24 protein-coding genes and 4 pseudogenes are annotated in these 24811 nt (G+C 34.7%); 22 read left to right on the forward strand and 6 right to left on the reverse strand.

The window, feature by feature from the left end; all coding sequences use genetic code 11:
* Positions 1-142: 142 nt before the first annotated feature.
* Entirely contained in the window at positions 143-760 is a 618-nt protein-coding gene (locus D5F11_RS13180) for a tetratricopeptide repeat protein (RefSeq protein ID WP_120116220.1), read from the reverse strand.
* A gap of 1486 nt (positions 761-2246) precedes the next feature.
* Here D5F11_RS13180 and D5F11_RS13190 point away from each other — a divergent pair.
* From D5F11_RS13190 to D5F11_RS13205, 5 genes and pseudogenes are all read left to right on the forward strand, one after another.
* Positions 2247-3098, forward strand: coding sequence for a MerR family transcriptional regulator (locus D5F11_RS13190; RefSeq protein WP_120116219.1), 852 nt, complete (start codon positions 2247-2249; stop codon positions 3096-3098).
* A 91-nt stretch (positions 3099-3189) separates the two neighbouring features.
* Entirely contained in the window at positions 3190-4200 is a 1011-nt protein-coding gene (locus D5F11_RS13195) for a C45 family autoproteolytic acyltransferase/hydrolase (protein WP_120116218.1), read from the forward strand.
* Positions 4201-4229: 29 nt separating this feature from the next.
* The gene (locus D5F11_RS27430; protein ID WP_245998202.1) at positions 4230-4667 is read left to right on the forward strand and encodes a C45 family autoproteolytic acyltransferase/hydrolase; all 438 of its coding nucleotides are present in this window, start codon (positions 4230-4232) and stop codon (positions 4665-4667) included.
* Between the two features lie 15 nt (positions 4668-4682).
* Positions 4683-5342: pseudogene (locus D5F11_RS27435) on the forward strand (C45 family autoproteolytic acyltransferase/hydrolase); the annotation flags it as partial.
* A gap of 534 nt (positions 5343-5876) precedes the next feature.
* Entirely contained in the window at positions 5877-6338 is a 462-nt protein-coding gene (locus tag D5F11_RS13205; protein ID WP_120116217.1) for a DUF3995 domain-containing protein, read from the forward strand.
* A 904-nt stretch (positions 6339-7242) separates the two neighbouring features.
* On the opposite strand, the gene D5F11_RS13210 is transcribed toward D5F11_RS13205, so the two are convergent.
* Positions 7243-7455, reverse strand: coding sequence for a hypothetical protein (locus D5F11_RS13210; protein ID WP_120116216.1), 213 nt, complete (start codon positions 7453-7455; stop codon positions 7243-7245).
* A gap of 157 nt (positions 7456-7612) precedes the next feature.
* On the opposite strand from D5F11_RS13210, the gene D5F11_RS13215 reads away from it, so the two are divergent.
* The 10 genes and pseudogenes from D5F11_RS13215 (at position 7613) to gerQ (ending at position 13964) form a co-directional block, all read left to right on the forward strand.
* Positions 7613-7906, forward strand: coding sequence for a hypothetical protein (locus D5F11_RS13215; protein ID WP_120116215.1), 294 nt, complete (start codon positions 7613-7615; stop codon positions 7904-7906).
* 1504 nt (positions 7907-9410) lie between these two features.
* A complete protein-coding gene (locus D5F11_RS13220; protein ID WP_120116214.1) occupies positions 9411-9641 on the forward strand; it encodes a helix-turn-helix transcriptional regulator in 231 nt (76 codons plus the stop codon).
* Positions 9628-10044 (forward strand): DUF2178 domain-containing protein, encoded by a 417-nt coding sequence (locus D5F11_RS28335; protein ID WP_120116213.1) that lies wholly within the window; start codon positions 9628-9630, stop codon positions 10042-10044. Before D5F11_RS13220 ends, D5F11_RS28335 begins: the two co-directional genes overlap by 14 nt.
* A 252-nt stretch (positions 10045-10296) precedes the next feature.
* Positions 10297-11097, forward strand: coding sequence for an aminoglycoside nucleotidyltransferase ANT(9) (gene ant(9) / locus D5F11_RS13225; protein ID WP_120116306.1), 801 nt, complete (start codon positions 10297-10299; stop codon positions 11095-11097).
* Positions 11098-11313: 216 nt separating this feature from the next.
* Positions 11314-11415 (forward strand): annotated as a pseudogene (locus D5F11_RS27440) (arsenate reductase); the annotation flags it as partial.
* A gap of 22 nt (positions 11416-11437) precedes the next feature.
* Complete coding sequence (locus tag D5F11_RS27780; protein ID WP_281277088.1) at positions 11438-11566, forward strand: hypothetical protein; 129 nt, start codon at positions 11438-11440, stop codon at positions 11564-11566.
* Between the two features lie 79 nt (positions 11567-11645).
* Positions 11646-12191, forward strand: coding sequence for a DUF1697 domain-containing protein (locus D5F11_RS13230; RefSeq protein ID WP_120116212.1), 546 nt, complete (start codon positions 11646-11648; stop codon positions 12189-12191).
* Positions 12192-12310: 119 nt separating this feature from the next.
* Positions 12311-12484, forward strand: a complete 174-nt coding sequence (locus D5F11_RS26475; RefSeq protein ID WP_185830686.1) for a hypothetical protein — start codon at positions 12311-12313, stop codon at positions 12482-12484.
* Between the two features lie 572 nt (positions 12485-13056).
* A complete protein-coding gene (locus tag D5F11_RS13235) occupies positions 13057-13479 on the forward strand; it encodes a cell wall hydrolase (protein WP_281277089.1) in 423 nt (140 codons plus the stop codon).
* Between the two features lie 23 nt (positions 13480-13502).
* Positions 13503-13964: a spore coat protein GerQ gene (gerQ, locus tag D5F11_RS13240; RefSeq protein ID WP_120116210.1), complete on the forward strand. Its 462-nt coding sequence runs from the start codon at positions 13503-13505 to the stop codon at positions 13962-13964.
* Between the two features lie 980 nt (positions 13965-14944).
* Here the strand turns inward: gerQ and D5F11_RS13245 are convergent.
* Positions 14945-16345 carry an MFS transporter gene (locus tag D5F11_RS13245; RefSeq protein WP_120116209.1) on the reverse strand — a complete coding sequence of 467 codons (1401 nt, stop codon included), beginning with the start codon at positions 16343-16345 and terminating at the stop codon, positions 14945-14947.
* A gap of 1195 nt (positions 16346-17540) precedes the next feature.
* Here D5F11_RS13245 and D5F11_RS13250 point away from each other — a divergent pair.
* From D5F11_RS13250 to D5F11_RS13260, 4 genes are all read left to right on the forward strand, one after another.
* Entirely contained in the window at positions 17541-19079 is a 1539-nt protein-coding gene (locus D5F11_RS13250; protein WP_120116208.1) for an ABC-F family ATP-binding cassette domain-containing protein, read from the forward strand.
* A 157-nt stretch (positions 19080-19236) separates the two neighbouring features.
* Complete coding sequence (locus D5F11_RS13255; RefSeq protein ID WP_120116207.1) at positions 19237-19923, forward strand: MBL fold metallo-hydrolase; 687 nt, start codon at positions 19237-19239, stop codon at positions 19921-19923.
* 765 nt (positions 19924-20688) lie between these two features.
* The gene (locus tag D5F11_RS26480; protein ID WP_185830687.1) at positions 20689-20829 is read left to right on the forward strand and encodes a hypothetical protein; all 141 of its coding nucleotides are present in this window, start codon (positions 20689-20691) and stop codon (positions 20827-20829) included.
* Between the two features lie 67 nt (positions 20830-20896).
* Positions 20897-21763, forward strand: a complete 867-nt coding sequence (locus D5F11_RS13260; RefSeq protein WP_120116206.1) for a GNAT family N-acetyltransferase — start codon at positions 20897-20899, stop codon at positions 21761-21763.
* 100 nt (positions 21764-21863) lie between these two features.
* On the opposite strand, the pseudogene D5F11_RS27445 reads toward D5F11_RS13260, so the two are convergent.
* Together D5F11_RS27445 and D5F11_RS13275 are read right to left on the reverse strand one after the other, a co-directional pair.
* Positions 21864-22060: pseudogene (locus D5F11_RS27445) on the reverse strand (ArsR/SmtB family transcription factor); the annotation flags it as partial.
* A gap of 226 nt (positions 22061-22286) precedes the next feature.
* A complete protein-coding gene (locus D5F11_RS13275) occupies positions 22287-22784 on the reverse strand; it encodes an SMI1/KNR4 family protein (protein ID WP_120116205.1) in 498 nt (165 codons plus the stop codon).
* 416 nt (positions 22785-23200) lie between these two features.
* Between D5F11_RS13275 and D5F11_RS13280 the strand changes: the two genes are divergently transcribed.
* The gene (locus D5F11_RS13280; protein ID WP_120116204.1) at positions 23201-23767 is read left to right on the forward strand and encodes an LOG family protein; all 567 of its coding nucleotides are present in this window, start codon (positions 23201-23203) and stop codon (positions 23765-23767) included.
* Positions 23768-23816: 49 nt separating this feature from the next.
* Positions 23817-24110, forward strand: a complete 294-nt coding sequence (locus D5F11_RS13285; protein ID WP_120116203.1) for a MazG-like family protein — start codon at positions 23817-23819, stop codon at positions 24108-24110.
* A gap of 174 nt (positions 24111-24284) precedes the next feature.
* On the opposite strand, the pseudogene D5F11_RS13290 reads toward D5F11_RS13285, so the two are convergent.
* A pseudogene (locus tag D5F11_RS13290) lies at positions 24285-24419 on the reverse strand (transposase); the annotation flags it as partial.
* A 99-nt stretch (positions 24420-24518) separates the two neighbouring features.
* On the opposite strand from D5F11_RS13290, the gene D5F11_RS13295 reads away from it, so the two are divergent.
* On the forward strand, positions 24519-24725 hold the full coding sequence (locus D5F11_RS13295) for a hypothetical protein (RefSeq protein WP_245998205.1): 207 nt from the start codon (positions 24519-24521) through the stop codon (positions 24723-24725).
* Positions 24726-24811: the final 86 nt, after the last annotated feature.

Genomic DNA, 24811 nt, shown 5'->3' on the forward strand with positions numbered 1-24811 from the left:
GGGAAAGAGGGCGTGGAACCTTGGGGGGGCAAGGGTTTGAGGGAGATGGGGGAGTGGGAGGGTAGGACTTTTTTACAGGTAACCTCAATTTAAGTCTAAAAAGATCCAGTTCAAACAACTCAAAGTGTTAAGAAGGGATAGTTCAAAAACCCCTTATTAAATATCTGCCCCATTCCCTCATAGCTGTCGGCTCGCCGGATTCAGCTGCCTTTTTTAACCACTTTTCTCCTTCCTCCACATTTTTATCAAGGCCGTCTCCTTTTAGTAGGCGAACGCCTAATATCCTCATCGCAGCTGGCTCTTGTAATTGCGCTGCTTTTCGGAGCCATTGTTCTCCCTCTTGGAGATTTTGCTTTAAACCCATTCCCTCCAGTAATCGGTATCCCAAGACTCTCATTGCAATTTCATCCTGACGTTCCGCCGTTTCCCTCAGCCATTTTTCCCCTTCGGCCAAATCTTGGGTGAGTCCGTCACCATCGAGCAAACGAATAGCAAGATCCAACATGGCCCATAGATCACCGCCATTCGCCGATTGACGTAACCATTTTTCCCCTTCTTTCGAATTTTGCTCCACACCTTTTCCGGATAACAAAATATAAGCCATTTCGTTCATTGCCCCTGTATCCCCGGCATCAATAGCCAATCGCACCCATTTCAGTCCTTCTTTTACTTTGGATTTTTCCTTTTCTTCAAGAAAATCAATGACCTTAACGTCATGTTCTGAAGATGGGGGTTCGTTGTTATGATTATCTCGATTCAATTTAAGTCCTCCTTTTTTACTTATATTCTACCATCCTTTTAAAAGGATGGTTAGGGGACTAAGCTCCTGTCATGGTAAATATAGTGAAAAAGACGGTAAGAATGGCACAGATTTTTGCACCAAGTCACTCGTCCAACTATTGGAGTAAAATACGGTAAAATCGGTCTTAATGGCGCCTATATTATAGCATGATTAGGAAACTAAATATATCGAGGAAACTTGAGTGTATATCAATTCCATTTCCGCGTGGTCGTTGGAATCTTCTAGACTCAAGCGGTTCCAGGTGGTTTAAATAAATTTAGTTATATTTTCTTCTAGAATTTGTTGTTCAAATAATAGCTAGTCGACAAACCCTTCTGAAAGTGGTAACCAATCCATCGCTTGTCTAAGTTGTGGATCCCAAAACTCCCAATCATGCCCCCCTGATCCCTCATAGTAGGTGAAATCTAGGTCTTGTGCCAACATATAATCTACAACACCCTTGCCGCAATGTAGCAGTTTACAGGGGAAGCGAAGGTGTGGAGCTTAGGGAGGGGATCACTTTTTTTCTTGTCAATAAGTGGTATATTCAATCAAAAAGGAAAACTTATGATTGGACTTATTATCCCATTATTCTATTTAACTTTATTGCATTTAAAACAAACAAAAGGCTAACAACAAATCAAATCATACATATTTGACATTTACAATTGCTTTGCACCAACTTGCTGATTTATATATTGATACACGATATCATGGCTATTGGTACTTTTCTAAAGATATTATTGAGTGGAGTGAAATTTTCACATTAATATTATTCCTTCCACCAGTGAATACGCTGTTTTTAAATTGGTATCCGTGTGCACGTCCCTTTCATAAACGTATTATTTATATATTCTGTTGGGTAATAGCCATTTTACTTTATGAAGCCATCACATTATTACCCGAGCCATGGGGCTACTTTAACTATGGATGGTGGAATTTGTGGTATTCGGTAATCATTAATCCTCTATTGCTCCTCATTGTTTTACTATATTATAAATGGATCCTTAAAATTAGGTAGTCAGTTCCAAAAGTGATAGTTCTAAGAATTACGATCTTCAACTATAGGGAGAGATTTTTTAAGATCAACAGTAGAAAATGATCAAACTTTATTATAAAAATTGCACGGTATTTCACAAGAAATTACCCCGTTTTGATCAATCTTTTTTCAAAACGGGTTCTTTTAATTTAGCGTAAAATGTGGGTTTGCAAGGTGGTTTTGATTAAACTTTATTCTAAAGCCACAAATTTTGTCTCGTGACAATAAAGCTGTTTAATTACAAATAAAGTTATTTAATTTACAATAAAGGTGTTTAAAGCACACGTTATCGATTACAATTAAAGTAATCGAACGTGTGTTTTTTTGTGAAGATATTTTGTTCCTGATTAGTTGAAATATTTAGCATACGAGTTTTAAAGGAGGGAGCCTAGAGATCTATATTTCTAAAGTGGAAAGGATAATAAAATGTACTCTATAGGAAAGTTTTCTGAAATATGTAATATTCCTGTTAAAACATTACGCTACTATAGCGACATTGGATTACTAAAACCTTCATACATAGATCCTGTAACAAACTATCGGTATTATGACTATGACAAAATTCAAATCATAAAAAAAATTATGCTTCTAAAAAGCTGTCAATTCCCCTTAGTTACGATTAAGGAATTTATTGAAAGCTCTGATCAGATACAATGGAAAAGCATATTAGAACATAAAATTGATGAACTTGAGGATCAAAAAGAACAAATTTCCAAACAAATAGAAGAGATGAATCGGTTAAAAGGACAAATCGAAAAAGAGGCTTCTATAATTCCGGGGCCTCTTTTATCCGACTGTTCTATTGAAAATCGAAAGGAAATACTAGTTTATACGATTCGTGAGAAAATAAAGGTTAAATTTATCGATAAGTTGGTTAAAAATTTATTTGATCGAGTTTACGCTTTTAATCTCGTGATTACAGGAAAACTAATGGCTATCTTTCACGAACGAGATTTGAATCAAAAAGAGGCAGATGTAGAACTACTTCTTCCAATAAAAGATACGAACAAAATAGACGGTTGTAGAATTTTATCTAGTGGGACATACGCATGCCTGACTGTTAAAGGTCCCTATTCAGAGCTGGATGTAGGATATGAAATGTTAAAAAATTGGATAATGGAACAGAATCTAACCCATGTAGGGAAAGAGATAGAGATTTATGAAAAAGGACTTGTTCCTTCCGATTTTAATATAAGAGAGATACGACCAGATTTTAACAGACATCCCTCTGAGTTTATCACCAAAATATGTATACAGGTTATCAAGAACGATAGTTAAGTAACAGCTTTTATATAGAAATAGGGTAAACTCTCCACCTACTGGAGGGTTTATTCTTTATATATACAAAGAAATAACGGAGGGGAATTACATGTATCATCCGAGATTAAAAGGAAATACTTACGAGGCAGGTAAGCGTTATGCAGAAATCCTTTATAAAAATGGATTTCGATTCCCGAAAGTAACAGAAGAAAAGTTGAAATTCGGGGAGCAATGCAAACCTATTCTCACTGAATTTGACCCTAGTATTGTGAAGGAAATACAAGGATTTGCTGATGGTTGTCATTCTTCATTGGAAGAAGTCAGTTCGTTTCTCTTAAGTATAGGTGTATTTGAGTTGACCGGTCAATGCAGCATTTTCTCAGCATTCAATGGAAGAGAAATGATTGTTGGACGTAATTATGATATGCTCTTAAATTTAAAGAAAATAACAGAGTCCTCATTAGTTTGTTTTGAAAGCAAAAATAAGTATGTAGGTCATTCAGATTGTTTTATTGGAAAAGTCGATGGTTTAAATCAACATGGTTTATTTGTAGGAATTACATCAGTTCCTCATGAGGGAATTAAGCCAGGATTGAATTTTTATTTTGCTGTTAAATATATTTTAGAAAATTGTTGTACTGTGGGAGAAGGAATAGAAGTGTTAAAAAGATTCCCAAGTTCGGTAGCTAATAACTATTTGTTAGCAGATCCATTAGGGAATATGGCTGTTGTAGAAGTTACCCCTAATGACTATCAAGTACGTCTCCCTACCAATAATTATATTCATTGTACCAATCACCATGAAAGTACATCAGTATCTGAAAGCTGGAATTGGAGCAAATCAAAAGAACGTTTTGAAACATTAGATATACGTCTTAAAGAAAACATCAATAAAATGACTCTTTCCATTGCACAATCAATTATGTCAGAAACCAAGGGACATGTTTGTTTAAATTTAAAAGAACATAATTTTGGTACGCTCTTCTCTGTTGTAGCAAACTTAAATACATTAGATATAAACAGAGCTGAGGGACAACCAAACAGAGCAAAATATGTATCAGATAGACGATTGATAGATGCCGTTTCAAAAGGGACACCTTATGTATTACGACGATATTAATCAATAATTTGGACTGGAGAGAGACAAATATGAAAGATTCAATTCAAGCATATTTTTCTTTTCTTGAAGGTAACAGCTACGAGATTGGTAGAAGGCAAGGAGAAGAAATAAAAAAAATTCCTAATGCAATGAATGTAGTTTTATTACCCGAACCAATAGATGAGGCGAAATTTAAGGATATGGAAAAACTAATGAACCAGTATTGTCCTGGCTTAATCGAAGAATTACAAGGGTTTGCAGATTCACTAAATGTAAAGCCTAGTTATCTTAATTTCTTTGATGAAGCTTTGCTACAACCAGGTGGATGTAGTTTGGGTGCTGTTTTACCGTCTAAAACAAATGATAGTAAAACCTATGTCCTTAGAAACTACGACTTGTCACCAGCAATATCTGATAAGAGACTCTGTACAACAAAAGTAAAGGGTAAATACAGTCATACCGGATTCTCCGTTTCTTATTTAGGTTGAAGTGAAGGCTTAAATGAAATGGGGTTCTGTGTAGCTTTTGCCTCTTGCGGTATGCCAGTTGGAAAACATCTAGGAATGAAAAAGCCTATCATAAAAGGACTACAGTTTATGGTAATAGTCAGAGCTTTACTTGAAAATTGTAAAAACGTTGAGGAAGGAATTTCTTATTTAGAGGATATGCCTATTGGAACAAATATGAATTTGCTTCTGGCGGATGCAAATGGTAACGCAGCCTTAATAGAAACTTATGATGGGGAAAGAGCTGTAGAAAGAGTCAATAACAAATCAGAATTCATTATTGCAACTAACCATGCGCTATTTCCCAATATTTCAAGAAAAGAGAATGGAATGTTGGAACATTCCAGAGTACGTTATGACTTAATGGAAAACAACTTAAAAAGCAATGATTTTATTTCGAAGAACCACCTACGGAGTTTAACATTAAAAGAGTATCCTGAGGGATTAACTGTGCACAATTATAAACAAAATTTTGGAACCGTTCATTCTATATTGTTTGATTTAGATGCCAAACAACTAGAATTCTCCTTCGGCTCTCCTATACACAACAAAATATGTAAGTTAACAGTTGGAGAAGCTTTACCTTACTTTGATTTAAATGTTTTTATTGAGAATACAGATTATGGGCCAAATTTTTGGAGGATTATTGATAAATAATTTTAGGGTTTAGAAAGAATAAAGATGAGATGAAAAATTATGGTGAAGAATTAAACAACTTTATTGTTATTTGTTTCTCATGAAAAAAATAGTTCCTGCAAAAATTAAACAACTATTATTTTAAACCGTTCAGTTTTTCGAACGGTTTTATGCGTAATTGTGGCTTCAAAATTAAACAACTTTATTGTTACATAACATAATTTGTTATTTTAAAACAAAGTTGCGATGTTTAATACAAAGTCACGGTGTTTATAAAAAAGTCGCGAAATTTTATCCCCTTTAGATATTCTTTGTCTAAAGGTTTTTTTATATGATTGACTTTATTTGAACATTTACCGTTATAGAAGGGAGATAACAAATGAGTGAAATAAAGACCCTTAAATGTTGAATGACAATATAGTTGTTTAATTACAAATAAATTTGTTAACTACAATAAATGTGTTTAAAATAAAGTGATAAGTTAGAGTATAATGCTATTTTTGGTTTTTTAGGTTTAGGAGATAATCTTAGAAAAGCTATCGGAGGAATAAGTTAATGAAAACCAATAAATGGTTTTTGTATTCAGGAGTGATATGGGCTTTACTATTTGCTGGTATGAGTTTTTATTGGGCAATGGGGGGCATGTTTGGAGTTAAGTCTTTAGGTGGTGCAATTTATGAACAGGCTTTGAATCCAGAGCCATCATTCATCGCCATTGTTTGGATAACTGGATTTATAAAATTATTTGGTGCAGTATTGCTCATAATTTTGTTAATTAAATGGGAAAATTCTCGAATACAAAAGATACTCTACTTCATTACAAAGTTTTCTGGAATTTTCCTGTTTTTATATGGGTTGTTCAATTTCATAACAATAGCCTTCAGTTCAATCGGTGTTTTAAATCTTGAATTAGATAGATATTCCATCTTTTGGAGGTTAGTATTTTGGGAGCCTTACTGGATGATCGGAGGTATATTTTACTTTTATTCTATTAAAAAATTAAAAGTGAATAGATAGAATATATAAAGTTGTTTAAACGACTTTATTGTTATATTTTTAAGTGCATTGAAGTATCTATCTTACATCAAAATTATACAACTATATTTTAATCTTGTCCTAAAATCCAAACGGGGTTTTGCTTGTTTTAGGTTTTAAAATTAATCATATTGTCGGTATCCATTTAAAAGACGTTGTAGAGTTAAGCAAACGAGCGCGATTGTGGAGAAACATAGGTAGAAAATGTTCAAACTTTTTTATAAAAATTTTATATTTAGTTAGAAAGATAAACTCCATTTTGATCAGTCATTGTTCAAAATGGAGTTTTTGTGTTTGCTGATAATGTGGCCATGAAATAAAGTTTGATAATTTATAATAAAGATTGATCATTTGGAATAAAGTCCGATAATTTATAAAAAGGTTTGATACGATTAAATTAATGAGTGGGATTGTGATAATTCCGTTATACTGGCCAATTTGTGGTATAATCTTTTCTCATACTTGCATCTATTAGCTATTCATTATATTTTTCCAAATCCTATTTCATCAAAATATCTATTTGCCACAGTTCCCTAACACATTTGAATGGCCCAATCAGCATCGCCCTGGAATACTTTTTTACATCTACCCTTAAATTCTCGAGTTGCTTTAACTTCATTCAGCAGAAATCTCCCACTTCTGTAAGTGGTGAGATGAAAGCCTATTGGTATTCCATTCAGTGGGGATTCAAACCCCGGCTGAATAAAGTCAAAGCCTTCGACGGATGCCACAGATTTTCAGAGAAACCTTTATCGTGCGGAGCTCGATAAAATCTGGGCGCAAATACGCCAAGGCGCATTTGATCAAGTTCAATACTTCACTCTGCTTTTTATCAATTTTATCTGGAATTCTCCTCTTTTTTGATTTTTTTACAAGCCGATTAACATTAGTCTTTTCTAAAGAAGCCGATAAATATTGACAATACCCCTAGCACTACTAAAATAATACTCCAAATAAGGAGTGGCAGGGTTTGCGGTGAGGACAATTGTCCCCCAACGCTGTTTTCAATTAGACTAATCATACCAGAAGTGATGTATCTTGCTGAATATAAAATCGAAGCCGAAATGAAAAACAAGCCTGCCAAAATAAAATACTTCATTAGAGCTTACCCCTTTGTTTCATGTTGTAAAAATCATATCATAAAAATAACAATTTTTGCAAAAGTAAAAAAAGTGTCTTATCCGTGGAATTATGGTATTATTTTCTGAAATTACAAAAAAACATAAAGGGGATACGTGGAATGAAAAAGGCATCGCTTGCTTTTCTATTTTCAATCTTTGCAGTTTTCATTATGGGCGCGACCGTGGGTAGCCGAAGAAGCAAATAACAATAATGTAAACGTCAATAAGATGCGAGCCACAAAGACTCCTAACATTTTTTATGACAAAGAGAACAAGGGGTATTATGACGTAGACTCAGAGGGATACATCGAAGTATTCAAGGTCGAAGACGGGGAGGTTGTTGGAAAGGTTGATATGGATGAATATATTGATAGACAAGCATCTGATCCGAACCTAAAAGAAGATGATATTTCTGACAGCATCTCCTAAAATGATAAAAATGCCACTGAAGTTTAAAACGGCTATACTGTTTTTGCTCCACAGGTATATTATCGATACATAGGGACTAGTAAGTCAACAAAAGTAGTAAAGGGTAAACGGTCTAGTCTTATTCAGAAAAACCCTGCAAAGAATGGTGGAGGCGACACCTTTACTTTAAGTTATTCAGCCAGCAAAGGGCATTCCTTTAGCGTAACATTAAACACTGGTTAGAAATCAGCAGTAAAAGGAAATGTTGGTTACACCTGAAGCAGTTTTGCAAGTATATCTAGTAGTCATGCAATGACTATCAAATCTGGCTGGAAGGGATATTAGAGGTTCGATCCTATGAATCGTATTTCAAATGGTACGGTTAAGCAATACAACCAAGGGTTTGTTATGAGTTCAAAGAAAGTAACAAATAAGTATCCGAAGAAATTAAACAAACACATGGACGGAGAGCTAGTCTCTGTTAAATCTAAGATTTAGTAATATATATTAAACATGTGAAAAGGATATGTCAGTAAGATAAGTAGTTCACTTTCCGGTAGAGGAAAATTGAAATAACACAATATAACACCAAAAAACATGCAATAAAGGCAAGGAAAATAAAGCCATCCTCTGCGATTTACCGTTTTGGAATGTTATTCTTCTAACAATCGCGTTTGATTGTGGAAAATGGACAGCCAAAAAATGATCACACTTTTTTATAAAAAATGTATACAGATTCTTTCCTATAATCAGGTTTTTGCAGGGTACTTTTAATCACACTTTATTTTAAAGCTACATAATTTTGTGGATTTGGAATAAAGTTGTACCGTTTATAAAAAGATGTACTGTTTTAAACAAAGTTATCTCCCTACTAAAAAGTCGGTACTTACTGCTAAACAGTTGGTACATTAGAGGAAAGAGCATGGAGAAAAAAGAGTGGACAGATTCAATCCTTGCTCAATTGGTTTTCCCAATCAAAAATCAATACTAATTCGGGCTGGGTCCAATAGTGATCCAGCCTTTTTTCTTTTGCTGCTATTGGTATTTTTGATGCATTATCTTCTAAAGAGATTCATAAGTTAGTTGAAAAAATCGTAAAAACATCAGCAATCGACACGGATTATAATAAGTTGAAGCTTCAAGCAATTCAAGGGTTAATGGAATTGAATCAAAAAGGAAAGAAAAGAGAAGTGAACCTCATCTAAACAAATACTGCAGTTACTAAGAAAAAGTGCATTGAATCAGAAAAAACACCCAAATGAACTGTTGGTAAGTCAAAATTCAAATGTAAAAGAGGAAGTAATCATAATTACATTTTCCACTACTTTTATAATTCGCAATGAAATTCTGTAAAAATGTATAATTATTTGAATTGAACAAAAATAAAATACTCAAATTCAGATATTTTAGTAAAGGGCAGGTTATTTAAAATACTGCCCTTTTAGATTGCAATGGAATGAATTATATGCAAAAATGTGAAGTGTACTTCATGTGAAGTTCACTTCATGTTTAGGGTGGAGATAGGATGAAAAATCGAGTAAAGGAATATCGAAACAGATCTAATTTAACGCAGAAGCAACTAGCAGAACATGTTTTTGTATCACAGCGTACAATCATTTCATTGGAAAAAGGAAAGTATAGACCATCGATTATGTTGGCGTATCGTTTAGCTTGTGTTTTTGAAACAACCGTCGAGGATCTATTTTGTTTAGCTGAAAATAAAAAATTGGAGGATCAAGTGTATGAAGATTTATAGCAAAAAGAAATTTTTATCAGGCATAGTCAGTATAACGATGACAATAGTTTCTTTGTCAGTGCTTCTTATCAAAGGATTTGACCTGAAATTAAGTATCTTGACATGTATTTTATTTATCTTTTCTTTTGTTGAAATCAGAAATAGCATCTCTAAAGAAAAGGTACGTAATAGTCATTTAGAAGAAATAGATGAACGGAATCAATACGTTACTCAAAAAAGTCTTAGTAAAAGCTTTCATATAATGCAAATAGTTTGTATAGGATTCGTGGTTATGTTTATTTTTTTGTATGCATGGATGCCAAATGAATTATTATTAGGTATGCTTCTAACATTTGCATTTATGGTATTTCTGTCATTTATCATTGTAATTACTACAAATATCTACTATGAATCGCGTCTATAAGATGGAATTACAGGTTTGCCACTGCTAAAATTATTAAACTTTATTTCAAAACCACAGTTAGGCAAATTCTCACTTCGAACGTATAATAAAGGTTGATCATTTGAAATAAAGAACGATAATTATATTAAAGTTTGATAAAATGTTCTGTAAAAAATGTTTCTGTTCAGTAATCAGTCATTTAATTGAATACCAACGAAACCAATATAAACGTACATTATGCGAACATAATCAGAGGAGAGGAGTTTGCAGTTGATAAGCGATTTGAGTAACGAAAAAATACCAAAACAAGCGATGAAAGCATTAAAAATCGTAGAGGAGTTGCTTGGAAGTTCGATAGTCGGGGTATATCTATTTGGTTCTGCGGTAAATGGTGGCTTACGCATTAACAGTGATGTAGATGTCCTAGTGGTTGTGAATCATTGTTTACCTGAAGTAAATCGAAAAAAACTAACAGACAGACTAATGCTTATATCTGGAAAGATAGGAAATACAGATTCTGTAAGACCACTTGAAGTCACGGTGATAAACCATAGCGATGTTGTACCTTGGCGATATCCACCAAGAAATGAATTTACCTATGGTGAGTGGCTCAGAAGTGAGTTTGAAAAAGGACAAATCCAGGAACCAACCTATGACCCTGATTTGGCTATTGTTTTAGCACAAGCGAGAAAGAATAGCATTTCTCTATTTGGTCCTGATGCTTCTGATATACTTGACCCCGTTCCGATGACAGATATTCGAAGAGGGATTAAGGGGTCTTTGCCAGGGTTGATTGAGGGTATCAAAGGTGATGAGCGTAATGTAATTTTAACCCTGGCTCGAATGTGGCAGACAGTATCCATCGGTGAAATTTCTCCAAAAGATGTGGCTGCAAAATGGGCTTTACCTCGGTTGCCCAAAGAATATTCGACTTTACTCGACTTAGCCAGAAAAGCTTATCGAGGAGAGTATGTTGATAAGTGGGAAGGACTGGATTCCGAGGTGACAGCACTCGTTAATCATATGAAAAACTCTATTGAATCTTGTCTTAGTCAGACCCAGGAAAAGCGATAACAATATAATGGAAATTTTTGTACACATTTTCTAAAACTATATATCATTAATAAGATATTGCAGAATTCTCAAATGGAAATAAAGGGAAAGTTGTTTTAATGAACGGATGAAACCACCTATCGCCTAAACAAGGGATTGTATTAACGATTCCCATTCCATACATCACATTATTAGGTCTATATGTTGCCATCTTATTTTAATAGAAGAAGTAATATTATATTTAAAAAGTCAATCTACTTCTTATACACCAGGAACTCTTGCAGAAGCCAAATGGCAGAGGGGTGGGCAAGGAAATATTTAACTTATTCAGCAGAAGTCTCCCACTTCTGTAAGTGGTGAGATGAATGACTATTGGTATTTCATTCAGTGGGGGGTTAAACCCCGGCTGAATAAAGTTAAAGCCTCCGGCGGATGCCATAGATTTTCAGAGGAAAATTATCGAGCGGAGCTCGATAAAATCTGGGCGTAAATACGCCAAGGCGCATTTGATCAGAATAGTCAATAAGATATTATGGATTAATGAGTAAAAAGTCGAAAGGAAGATGGTTATGGTTTATATCGCTCTTCTTCGGGGAATTAATGTAGGTGGGAAAAATAAAATTGACATGAAGTTGCTTAAACAAACGTTTGAACAAGCCGGGATGAATGATGTGGTGACATACATCAATACAGGTAATATTATTTTTTCATTCAAAGGCAACTCAAAAACTGAACTATCATGTATTTTGGAAGAAGCGATACATTATGATTTCGGATTACAAATTAAAGTAGTAGTTCGTAGTGTCGATGATGTCAGAGGAATCATTAATGCAATTCCTGACACATGGAAAAATGACAAAGACATGAAAAGTGATGTCATGTTTTTATGGGATGAAATTGATGATGAATCTGTACTTAAGAATTTGGTCATCAAACCAAATATTGACACGGTGAAATATGTCCCCGGCGCGATTCTATGGTCCGTTGACAAGAAAAATGTAACCAAAAGCGGAATGTCAAAGATAATTGGGTCAAAGTTATACAAACAAGTTACTATAAGAAATGTCAACACAGCTCGTAAGATATATGAACTCATGCAAGCTCAAAACAGTTAGGCCGCCGATGATAATTGTACAAGAGATTTTTATCGTTTTGGGCAAGGAGACCCGGTTCATTCAAAATGTATTCTTTTAACTTGATTCAGTAGAAGTCTCCCACTTCTATAAGTGGTGAGATGAATGCATATTGGTATTCCATTCAGTGGGGGTTCAAACCCCGGCTGAATAAAGTTAAAGCCTCCTGCGGATGCCACAGATTTTCAGAGGAAACTTATCGAGCGAAGCTCGATAAAATCTGGGCTCAAATACGCCAAGGCGCATTTGATACGAAATTTTTATTCAAACGGTGATGTGATATGTCAAGCGATGGACAGGATGTCCTAGCGCGGTCGAAGCGACAGGACGTCGCTGCCTAAGCCCGCCTCAGGCGCCATCGGCGAAAGGATCAAGTCAAATTGCTGTGGTGGCTGAAGAACTCCCTCATCAAAATTCGCCTTGCGCTTTCCTTAGTGGTATAGGAAATTATAAAATCGTACAAAGTGTATACCTCTGTGAAAAGTTTTCTTCGTCCAGTTCCAGCGCCTATCGACTAGCAAACTTCAGGTCTCCTCCCTACGATAAGTCAACATCGATTCGCCTTATCAGGCTCATCGTGTTTCCTTTATCTCGTACTGAAGCCCCTCCAGTTTGTACGTCGATGAGCAAGGCGCTTCCGCTTTTGTCTTGCAATGTTCGCCTTTTCGGGAAAACGGGCAAACATATGTCCTAATTATGAACTTTCAGAAGCAAAGTATTTGGGCTGATAGGCAAGTTACCAAATCCAGCTTCAGGTAATAAATTACTTGTATAAGCCAAAGGTGGTGAGAAAATGGGCAGACGAATAAAACATACTTCACGTGACGTGGAGGAGTTAGCGAGACTCATGCTGGCGGAAGCAATCGGTGAAGGCGTTCAAGGGATGAACATGGTAGGATCGGTTGTGGCTAATCGAGTCGAGGCTGACTGTGCTCCCGACTTCAAAGGGTTGCGTAATATCAGACACGCGATCTATCAAACCATACCTGGAACCAATATTCCTCACTTCGAGCCTGTCTTAAATGGAACATTGTATACACAACGTCCCACAGAAGCTGACCTCCAGAGGGCTAGGAATTTGTTACAAGGTGATAGGGAACCACGTGCAAGGATGAATTTGTGGTTTTTTAACCCTAGTCCGGGGAAAAAGTACCGAGCTCCTTGTACCGAAACGATGCCAAGATCCCCCAGTACGAAGTTCGATTTTGCGTACAGGAACCATTGCTTCTATGTCGCGGTACCGGGCTATTGCCCAGAGTTTTATAGATAAAATAATAAGGAGCTGATTTTCCCATGACTTGTGGAGACTCTGGTTATAATCCAATAAATTATTATCCTGGTTTTTATCCAGCTTCCATGATGCGGACCAGTCGCACACAACCTACTGGCTCTCCGATGGCCATGCCTTCTGGCCCCGCGTATGCCGCCCCAGTGGTCCCGATGGGGACTGCGCAGCAACTTCTGGCAGGCGCGACGGAAGAATCATTTATCGAAAATATCATACGGTTTAACAAAGGTAAGGTAGGTACATTCTACTTTACTTATCAAGGTAACAAAAGATGGAATGCAATGGTTTACCACGGGCGCATAGAAACGGCTGGTCGTGACCACATCATCATCAGCGACCCGTCCAGCGGCAAACGCTACCTGCTAATGATGGCAAATCTCGACTGGGTGGAATTTGATGAAAAAATTAACTATCCTTACCCAAAAATTAGTCCAGAAGTCCAGGCGTCCCTGACGACATCGGATTGAGATAGTAGTACGCTTAAAACCCGCTTACTTCTTTTGGAGGATGAGCGGTTTTTAGTTCTGGCCACATATAGAATGCAAATTCAGCAATAAATTGAAGCGAACGTTTTTCGCTGGTGCTATTGATACAATAAAGGATAATACTGATGATAAATTCGGTCTGTATGCTTGGTTTTACGAGGAAAAGAGTCAGAGAATCTCTACCCGTATAAAAACAGCTTCACTAAAGGAAGAGTATAAAGGCTCTAATCTTCCTTATGGCTACTTTATTAAGGATGCAAAATTATAACCAAGAAATGATGCAATCATATAAACAGTGAGGAAAATTTTTTCATTATATATACAAGGAGTCGGATTTGGATCCATCGCAATAAAAATGTATAAAGGGGGATACCCAACTCCGGTAAGTATAGTAGGAAAGAAAATGCCGTACAATTTTGGCAAGGGCTCTTCATTGAAAACCGTATGGGGAATACAGCAGCTGAAAAATAATTACTTTCAATGAACATCTTATAGTGTCCGTCTTAGATTGCAGAAAAAGGCATCCAAATGAACCAGTTTGGATGCTTCTCCATTTTATGCTTAAATAGAGTAATTAACTATAGCTGGGTCTGCCTTAAATCATTTTAAGTCTTTCTATAAGTTTGTATGCTAAATGAGACGATATCTAGCTACTAAAGATGATAGTTGTACAATAGATTTTTATCGTTTTGGGGGAGGAGATCCGGTTCATTCAAAATGTATTCTTTTAATGAGCCTTAGTCCTGAAACATCACTATTTTTGATCAAACTTTTATTTCAAGGATTATATAATAAATTAGTTACAGGAGTATGAATAATCATTCCAGTTTACCCTTTTATTTGTCGCTACATATTTTTAAAAATTAATTAAGTAAAACAAAAACTCGAAATACAGACACTCTTTTTGAGTGTCCATATCCCGAGTAATAGTTCAATATTGAAAAGGTGCTTTTTAATTCAATTTATTTTTCTCTTTTTTCTGTTTTCCACCATAATGAATCCTTTGGATTTTCAACAGCTTCTTTATACTCAGACTTTGAAGCAACTGTTGGGTAAGAACCTTTTAGAGATTTTCCCGAGGTGTTGCTGAAAAAGAATGATATCACTAGAAATCCGATAATACTAACGATTGTTAGATAGAAGCCAGGTGCTAAGTTATTCCCAGTTTGGTGGACTAGCCATGTTGAAATTAATGGGGTAGTCCCACCAAATAATGAAACAGAGACATTGAAGGTAACAGCTAATGTTCTATATCGAATATCTGTGTAGAACATAGTTGGTAACGATCCGGGCATTGTGCCTTCATAAGTTGAAAGAAGAACACCCAGAATTAAAATTCCTAAGGAAATAAATACTATCGTATTCAAGTTTATTAAATAAAAAGCAAGGACAGATAATAGGGTTAATCCCCCTAAACCAATTAAGAAAACAGCCTTGTTTCCAATTTTATCACCGAGCTTTCCAAACATGAAAGCAAGAGGCACCATAATAACCATTACGATAGTAATTAATACGGTTCCTAACGTACTCGATAATCCAATAATCTGATCTAAATAAGAAGGCATGTATGATAATAACATATAGTTTGTAATATTAAAAAATGCGACAGCTACAAAGCATACAAGAACATCCCTTTTGTGATTTCTTAAAATAGTTAGGAAGCCTTCCTCTTGGACTTCGTCATCAGAAAGCTCATTTTCAAAAATCGGTGTTTCTTCTAAGCTGCCTCTTAAGTAAAACCCAATAAGCCCTAATGGTAAACCTAGTAGAAAAGGTATTCTCCAACCCCACGAGGCCATCTGCTGATCAGACAAAGTGATAAAGAGTATGCTGGCGAGTAGTGAAGCTAATATATAACCAGCGAGGGTACCAATTTCTAAACCACTCCCAAGCATATTACGTTTATTGTCTGGAGAAGATTCTGCAATGTAGACCATTGCACCAGCGTATTCGCCACCAGTCGAAAAACCCTGAATAATTCTTGCTATTAATAAGAGTATAGGTGCCCATATACCTATTTGATTGTAAGTGGGTAATAAACCGATTAGTAGTGTGGAAAAAGCCATTAACATAATCGTAATTGTTAAAACGACTTTTCTACCTAATTTATCTCCGATTTTACCAAATATAATACCGCCTAATGGGCGCATTAAAAAGGCAATCGCAAATGTGGCAAATGTGAAAACTAATTTTATCTCATCATTCTTAACAGCACTAAAAAAGTTTTGACTAATAATAACAGCTAAATATGAATATAATCCAAAATCAAACCATTCCATAGCGTTTCCTACTGCTGTAGCAAACACGCTTTTCTTTGTTTGTTTCATATTTACAACGTTGATTTTTTTCTTGTTAAATTTCATATATCATATCAGCCCCTTAACATGATATATTATTATCTAATAATGAAAAATAAATTCTAAAAACATATAGTATTATCCGTAGCTTTACAACATTTTTCACCTTACCAATGGTGGCTTTACAAAATAACTGAGAAACCATTTTTGTAGCCTTTTCATGATTTTCAATATTCCGCATTCAACAAAACGGGCGCGATGTTAAAACAACATAGGTAGAAATAATAAAACTATTTTATTTCAAAGAAACAAATTTTATCCCCCTGTAACTTAGTCGGTACCCATGTAACTTTGTTTTCCCCCTACTGTAACTAAGTTGGTACCTGAAAGGGAAAAAGTGGAGAGTAGAAAGAGAGATATTCTAACATCCAAAATCAATACAAATTCGGACTGGATCCAATACGCTTCCAGTCTTTTTCTTTTGGTCTAATATTGTCTCAATCCCTTGTCACTGCTGATTCGTACGAGTTTCAATTTGTTTTCACCATGCCATAACTCCGTAGGATTTCCACTCTTTATTCCGTTAATTTCTTTTTTTTGTATAAACACTAAAGAAAAGCTGCGTTCCATTCTTCTTTCTGCTATCTTCTCTCCATTACGGTAGAACTTAGTTCCATTGCCTAGAGGCTAAAAAGAGGGATTGAAGCTAAGAGAGGCGAGGGTTTTTGCGAATTTTGGGTGGGGGGAGAGAAAGTTACAGCTGGAGATTATGAAGAGATGGATAAGAAAGCAAACCAATTAAATGCAGGCATTGATAGTCACAGGGATTTTAACTTGTCACTTATTAAAATTTGATTTAAAATTTATAATAAGGAAGGTGCTTTAAAATGCTTTATATAAAATTTGTAAAACTCATTAGAGAACTTTGCTCCGCACAAATGTATACGATGAAGCGTTGTACGGAGCTTAATCTAGAAGCATAATGCTTCTTAAATTCATCGGCTGAATAGCCTGAACAAAAGTTTAGTTTTTACTATGCTTATTTAGTTATGGCTATTTGCTGATGAAAGAATAGATTAAGGGACCATAGACAATGCTTTGTCTATGGTCCTTTGTGTTTGTTGCAACTCAAATGAGTTTTACAACAAATTGGCGTTGTATATAACGTACTAAAAGTACGATACACCACAAAGCAGGGGACTAATGTCATAAGACATGGTCCTCTGCTTTTTTATTTTTATAAGAAAAGAGAGGAATCATTATGAGCTTACTTACAGTTGAAAACTTATCACATTCTTTTATAGATAAAACCTTATATGAAAATGCTTATTTCGATTTGCATAAGAGCGAACATATGGGGATAGTTGGGCAAAACGGTGTTGGAAAAAGTACCTTAATAAAAATATTGATGGGAAAGATTATTCCAGATGAAGGAGAAATCAAATGGCAACCCAGTATTCAAATTGGGCATTTAGATCAATATGCTGAAATTGATGGAAACAATACAATTTGGGAATATCTCAAGACTGCCTTTGAGGATTTGTTTGAAATGGAGAACAAAATGAACAGATTATATCAAGATAGTGCTATTACTGGTAATACGGAACAATTATTACAAGCTGCAACATATCAAGAACAACTGGAAGCTAACGATTTCTATTCTGTAGATAACAACATTAATAAAATTGCAGCCGGCTTAGGTATCGATGCAATTGGAATAGATCGTAAGATTCAAGAGCTAAGTGGCGGACAACGTGCCAAGGTCATTTTAGCAAAGCTTTTACTGGAAAAACCTAATGTACTGTTGCTAGATGAGCCAACAAACTTCCTTGATAAAGAACATGTGGAATGGCTTGCGAATTATTTAGAAGCGTTTGATGGTACTTTTATTATTGTTTCCCATGACTTTGATTTTTTAGAAAAGGTATCTTCTTGTATATGTGACATAGAGTTTGGAACCATCAAAAAGTACTACGGTAAATATTCAGACTTTCTTCGTCAAAAAGAGCATTTACGACAGGATTATATCCGTCGATATAACGCTCAGCAAAAAAAGATCGAAAAAACCGAAGAGTATATCAGAAAAAATATTGCAGGGAATAACTCCAAAATAGCAAAAGGACGTAGAAAACAACTGGAAAGGATGGAGAGAATCGCCGCACCTACGTTTACTCATAAGCCGTCCATTCAGTTTGATGAAGCACCAATTACGACACATACAGTACTCACAGTCAAGGACCTTGAAGTTGGCTATGTTTCAGCACTTTTACCAAAATTAAATTTTTCAGTTATGGGTGGACAAAAACTGATTATTACAGGGTTTAACGGGATAGGAAAATCAACTTTATTAAAAACTTTAGTTGGGCGTATTCCTGCCATCTCAGGTTATTTTCGATTTTCAGACCAGATAAAAATGGGATATTATGAGCAAGATTTAAACTGGGGCAACGGAGCAATGACACCGCTCAAAATTATCTCAGAACAGTTTCCTAAACTGAATGTGAAGGAGATACGGCAGCATCTAGCACGATGCGGCGTTAAAGATAAGAATCTTTCACAAGCAATTAGCACATTAAGTGGTGGAGAACAATCAAAAGTGAAATTATGTGGATTGTTACTTTCTCCATTTAATTTTCTCATTTTAGATGAGCCTACGAATCATCTGGATGCGGAAGCGAAAGAAGCTTTACGAAAGGCTTTAATCCAGTTTAAAGGAAGTGTGTTACTCGTTTCTCACGAAGAGAGTTTTTACTGTGATTGGGCAGATGGTATTTTCAATATAGAAAATGGCATAATGTAAACTCAATAAAAGCATTTGCGATAGAACAACAGGTAAAAAGAATTTGGTTCATATGTACGGAAATCATCAGCAGCACATATGAATACATCTTTTAACAAATGAAGATTCCAAAAAAAGTTTTTTAGAATGAAAAAGAAAAGAATTTGGAGGAAGAAAAATGAAGATATTAGAACTACCAGTTGAATTTGAATTTAATGGACAAAAAAATTACATTTATCCTAGCTTAATTATATTGAATAATGAACTAACCTTGGTCGATACAGGATATACAAATTTTTTAACTTTAATTGAGAATGAAATTTTAAAAAATGGATATGAAATGAAGAATTTAAAGAATATCATCATTACCCACTATGATGATGATCATATAGGTTCCTTATATGATTACAAAGAAAAGTATCCTTGGATTAACATTATAGCTAGTGAAATTGAATCAAAATACATTAGCGGTGAAATGAAGTCAGAGAGATTGGTTCAAGCCGAAGAAATGCTAGAAAATATGCCAAATGAAGAAATCGAATTTGGTAAATGGTTTATACAGCAATTAAAGAATTTGAAGCATGTTTCAATTGATGAAAAGGTACATGATGGTGATATGATTTTAGACAACAAATGCAGAGTAGTAGCAACACCAGGGCATACTTCAGGGCATATTTCATTATATTTTCCATGTTTAAAAAGTGTAATTACAGGTGATGCTGCTGTTCATGAGAATCATGAATTGGTTATTGCAAATCCACACTTTTGTTTAAATGTTGAGAAGGCACAACAGTCTTTAAGAAAGATAAAAAAACTTCAGGCTGAAACGTACTATTGTTATCATGGTGGGAAATTTACTTTATAATTGGGGCTAGACGTAAAGGCCCTTGAATTAAATAACTTTATTATTCAGCTTTATAACAATGATCGTGAATACAATTAAATAACTTAAATACCCTTTCAATTATTTCATCGTTGGAAGGGTATTGGTTTTATAATGACTTTATTATCTCTACACACCTGTAATAGAATTGAAATATAGTTGTACCGTTTATAAAAAAAGATGTACTGTTTGAAATAAAGGTATACCAATTGCAAAAAAGTTGCACTGTCTACCTCTACAACCAAGTCTCCCATTGTTTTAACAACAGGTTTTTATTAATCGTTTGTCAACAATAGAAACTTTGATATATTACTAGAACCGTGAAACTTTCGGAAAAATTGAATAATCAACGTGTAATTGAAAAATTTGAAATTAAACCTTAGTACTGGGTTGAGGCTGGTATTGATTGGGGTAGTGTAACTTAGTTTGAGTTATCAAAACAAATTTGTAAAACATTGGTTGATTTCATAAATCCTTTTATTTTAATGAAAATGAAAAAGACTTTCTTTTGTTCTATACGAACAATTTGATAATGGTAGCTGGAGTAAAGGGCAGTTTCAAACTAAATCTTGGGCACAAAGAGTATACGAAGGTTAATATAAAGTTGTATTTTTCAATGAAATTTATAGTTTCTTTTACAATTTTACCTCACTAATGGGTGTATCAATATTTACTTTTTTAGAATCAGATATTTAACTTCATTCAGCAGAAGTCTCCCATTTCTGTAGGTGGTGAGATGAATACCTATTGGTATTCCATTCAGTGGGGTTCAAACCCCAGCTGAATAAAGTTAAAGCCTCCGGCAATGCCACAGATTTTCAGCGGAAATTTATCGAGCGGAGCTCGATAAAATCTTGGGCGCAAATACGCCAAAGCGCATTTGATTGATTTGATCTACCTTTTCAAAGGTTAATTATGTGAGAAATGAAAAGATCATAAAAATGAGGGTGTTGTTATGCAAGGGCAACCAGGGTTTCTATTAGATAAATTAAGTATGCAAGATATTCCAGAGCTTATTGATCTTTCAGCGTCGATTGGTTGGGACTATGATACGCCGGAAATCAACACAATTATGTCAGTCGGAACTATATATGGCCATCGAACAGAGCAAGGGGACATTATTTCTAGTGCGGCTATTATTCCCTATGATAATAAATTGGCTTCTATTGGGATGGTAATTGTTAACGAAAAATACAGGGGGTATGGATTAGGCAAGGAGCTTACTCAAGCTTGTATTAATTCAGTTTCTAATGAAGTAACAATTATGCTTATTGCAACTAAAGAGGGAAAGCCTCTTTATGAAAGATTAGGATTTCAAACAGTCACTTGGGTGCATAAATGTTTAAGTGATAACTATAAGCCTCATTCTCCTGTATATGAAGGTTCAGATTTTTGCGTTCTTCCGTTAACTGATATCCACTTTGAGAAAGTTCAGGAATTAGATGAATCTGCCGTTGGAGCTAATAGAGGACCCTTCCTTAAATCTAGGATTCAACAAGCTAAACAAGGGATAGTTGTCAGAGGAAAGAGTGGAATTTTATTAGGATATGGATTAGGAATTGAAGGGCCAATTAATATGATATTGGGTCCTATTGTAGCAATTAATGAGGATGTAGCATCTTACATCATTCATCACCTTGCAAATGGATATCAAGGAAAAATTAGAATTGATGTACCAGATGAACAAAATTCTTTTTTAAACTACTTAGGGCAATGTGGATTTAAAAAGGTAAGTCAAGCTCCTGTAATGATCAAAAATTCGAATCAATTACCAATTAGAAAGAACTTACTTTACGGTATTGCTGCCCAGATTTTTGGTTAGGTCAGTTGAAAAGTTTATTTAACAACGATTTGGTTAGTTTTTAATAAATGGAATATAGCCCGTTGTGTAGACGGGTTTTCGCGATATTTCGTCCTTCTTATTACTGATCGTTATTTTCCTCTCTATATTTTTTAAGAGCTAACAGCTTTTTGTCCCAATAATGTTCAAAGAAGGTAAGCCAATCTTTTAGTTCACAATGGTTCTGGACTAAGCGTATATCGGGTTTCACGTCCGACCTTCTGATTTCTGACAAGACCAGCAATGCAGATGCTTATTCACAGCAGTACGGCTTATAGAAATAAAATAATTGAATACTAAAATAGAGAACCGATAATCCAATCAATCAAGGTCCTATTTTCTCTGGTGGCTATTCTGAAAATCGGGAGGAGTTATTAGTCTATACTCTCCGCAAAAAGTCAAGATCAAATTTATAGATAAGTTCGTGAAAAATTTATTTGACCAAGTTTATGCTTTTAATCTTAAGGTTAATGGAAAACTTATGGCATTGATTTACCTTTATTTATCACTGGAACTCTATTGAATTCGACATAATTAATTCAAGAAATTCTTCAAGAGTATTTGCTACTTTTTCAACTTCTTCGAATTCAGGCTCATATCCACGTACAATAGCATCTTTATCATTCGTTAAATCAATCGCATAAAAGGAATATCCACCATCAACTGACATAACTATTGGCAAGTAATTATCCCACCACGTAGTTATTTCTGATGTCCAAATATAATCATCCATTGCTGCTTCTAAGCTGAGCAATTCATATTCATTCCATTTAAATGCAGCATCTGAGCTATTATTGAACTCATCCTCACAAATAAACCAAGTCTTCTCATTTGGTGTAATACATTTTTCAACCACACTTAAAAAATCTAAATAATTATTAGGGATTTCTTTATATCTAGATATAATGCTACTATCTATATTTAATTGAAACCCAGATTTTTTGGTAATATCCCAACCGTTTTCATTAGCCCAAATAATAAATTCGTCAATTTTTTTATTCATATTCTACCTTCTAAACGTTTTCTAACCGCTCCTGTTTAACTATCCTGACCTGTTAGTTGAACAAGGTCTCTTCCATTTCAACGATAACAGAAAAATGATCAAAATCAATCTAATAAAAGGTGGATTAAAGAACTATTGAGGGATATAAAGTTGTTCCGTTAAAGGGCCAAAAAATAAACACTCGGCAAATATTTATGTTAATCCGCGTAGAGATTGTAAAGTAACTGTCAATTGATGAAGAAGTATATTTGGACAATATAATGATACGTTATTAATTTACCATAATAAAAATTGGAATTAAATGTATTTTTTTGTCTTCATATGTAGCTCTTTTTCTTTAGTTTGTGGAAAACTGATGTTAGAATAAATAATGTTGTAAACGTAGTCTTTAGTTTGTTTTTTGGAGGAGTATACATATGAAAACAATAGCAGTTTACTGTGGTTCTAGTACGGGAAATGATCCCACCTATATGAAGGAAGCAAGGAATTTAGGGAAAATTTTGGTGGATAATGGATTAAACCTTGTTTATGGAGGAGCAACAGTTGGTTGCATGGGGGCAGTTGCTGATGCTGTAATGGAAGCCGGTGGTAAGGTAATTGGCGTTATACCTGAGAAGTTAAAAAATGTTGAAATAGCACATCAACAACTATCTGAACTTCATGTTGTTAACACTATGCATGAAAGAAAGGCATTAATGGCAGAGTATGCTGATGGGTTTATTGCATTGCCTGGTGGTTCCGGGACTTTAGAGGAATGGTTTGAAGTATTTACTTGGGCTCAACTAGGATATCATAATAAACCTTGTGCATTACTTAATATCAACAATTACTACACACCAATTTTATCTCTTTTTGACCATATGATTGACCAACGATTTATAAAATCGGAGTATAAAGATTTAATAGTCATAAACAATAATTCGAAAGAGTTAGTAAAAGAACTTAAGGATTACAAAAGTACCTATATACATAAATGGCAATAATAAAATTAAAATAACTTCAGAAATAATTAAAGAGAAAGAGGAAGAAATCTTGGAGCAGCTGATAAAAGAAATTAAGTTACTCAGTGAAAAAGAACCAAAAACGTTAGAGCAAATGGCATTAAAGCTATCAGAGGAAGTTGGCGAAACCTCTCAAGCTGTACTATCTTACATAAAAGCTAGCGGAAGTGAGTACAAACAATTAGGAATTGGAGATGTAAAAGAAGAATGTATTGATGTTATTTTAGTAGCCTTAGCTATGTTTTACAAATTATCCGAGAACGATAAGGAATTACACGAGTTAATTAGTAAAAAGTTGGATAAGTGGGAAAGCAAAATCAGTTAAAGAATTTTCGTTCATTTAGTAAAAAAGTAAAAATATTATTTATCCCTTCTTTAACTAACGGAATCATTTGTTCAACAAGGCTATACAATGATCTTCTACAATCGGGCCCACAGACGTAATCAGAGGAAATGAAGTCACTCCTGAAAATGTTCAAACGATAAAAGAAGTTTGCCATAGTCTACTTGATCCTCTTTTGGTAATTTGTTTTTGAGTACTTTTGAATGTTCCAGATTCAAAGACAGTCGGATCAATGCCTGCAAAGGCAACTATCTTCTTAGGGTGATAATATCTCTCAATCTCCTCAATTTCGCGGTACTGACAATAGTTGCTTTAATTGTTTGGGCAGCTTACAGAATTTTTAAACCTAAAAATCGTAAAGTAACAACATTCCGTAGGATTCTAAATGGGTTGTCTATATTAGTATTTAACTGGCTACTGCCGTTGATTATTTTAATTGGATTTCCTAAATTATTTGGTCCTTTGTCTACGGTAACATTATTTGCTCCAGGAATAGGGCATCTCTTATTTTTAATACCTTTGCTCCTTTTAATTTTGGGAGTCGTTAAATTAGGTAAAATAGCACTAACATTAAAGAAAAATACTTTCGGTGCATGAGCTGAAAAAAAATCGTGATTGATTTTATGTATTCCCTCTATTAATTGAAAAAGTATGTTATTTTAATTTCATTTCATCATTTTTTC

Source organism: Siminovitchia terrae (assembly GCF_003605405.2).
Classification (GTDB): Bacteria; Bacillota; Bacilli; order Bacillales; family Bacillaceae_C; genus Siminovitchia; species Siminovitchia terrae.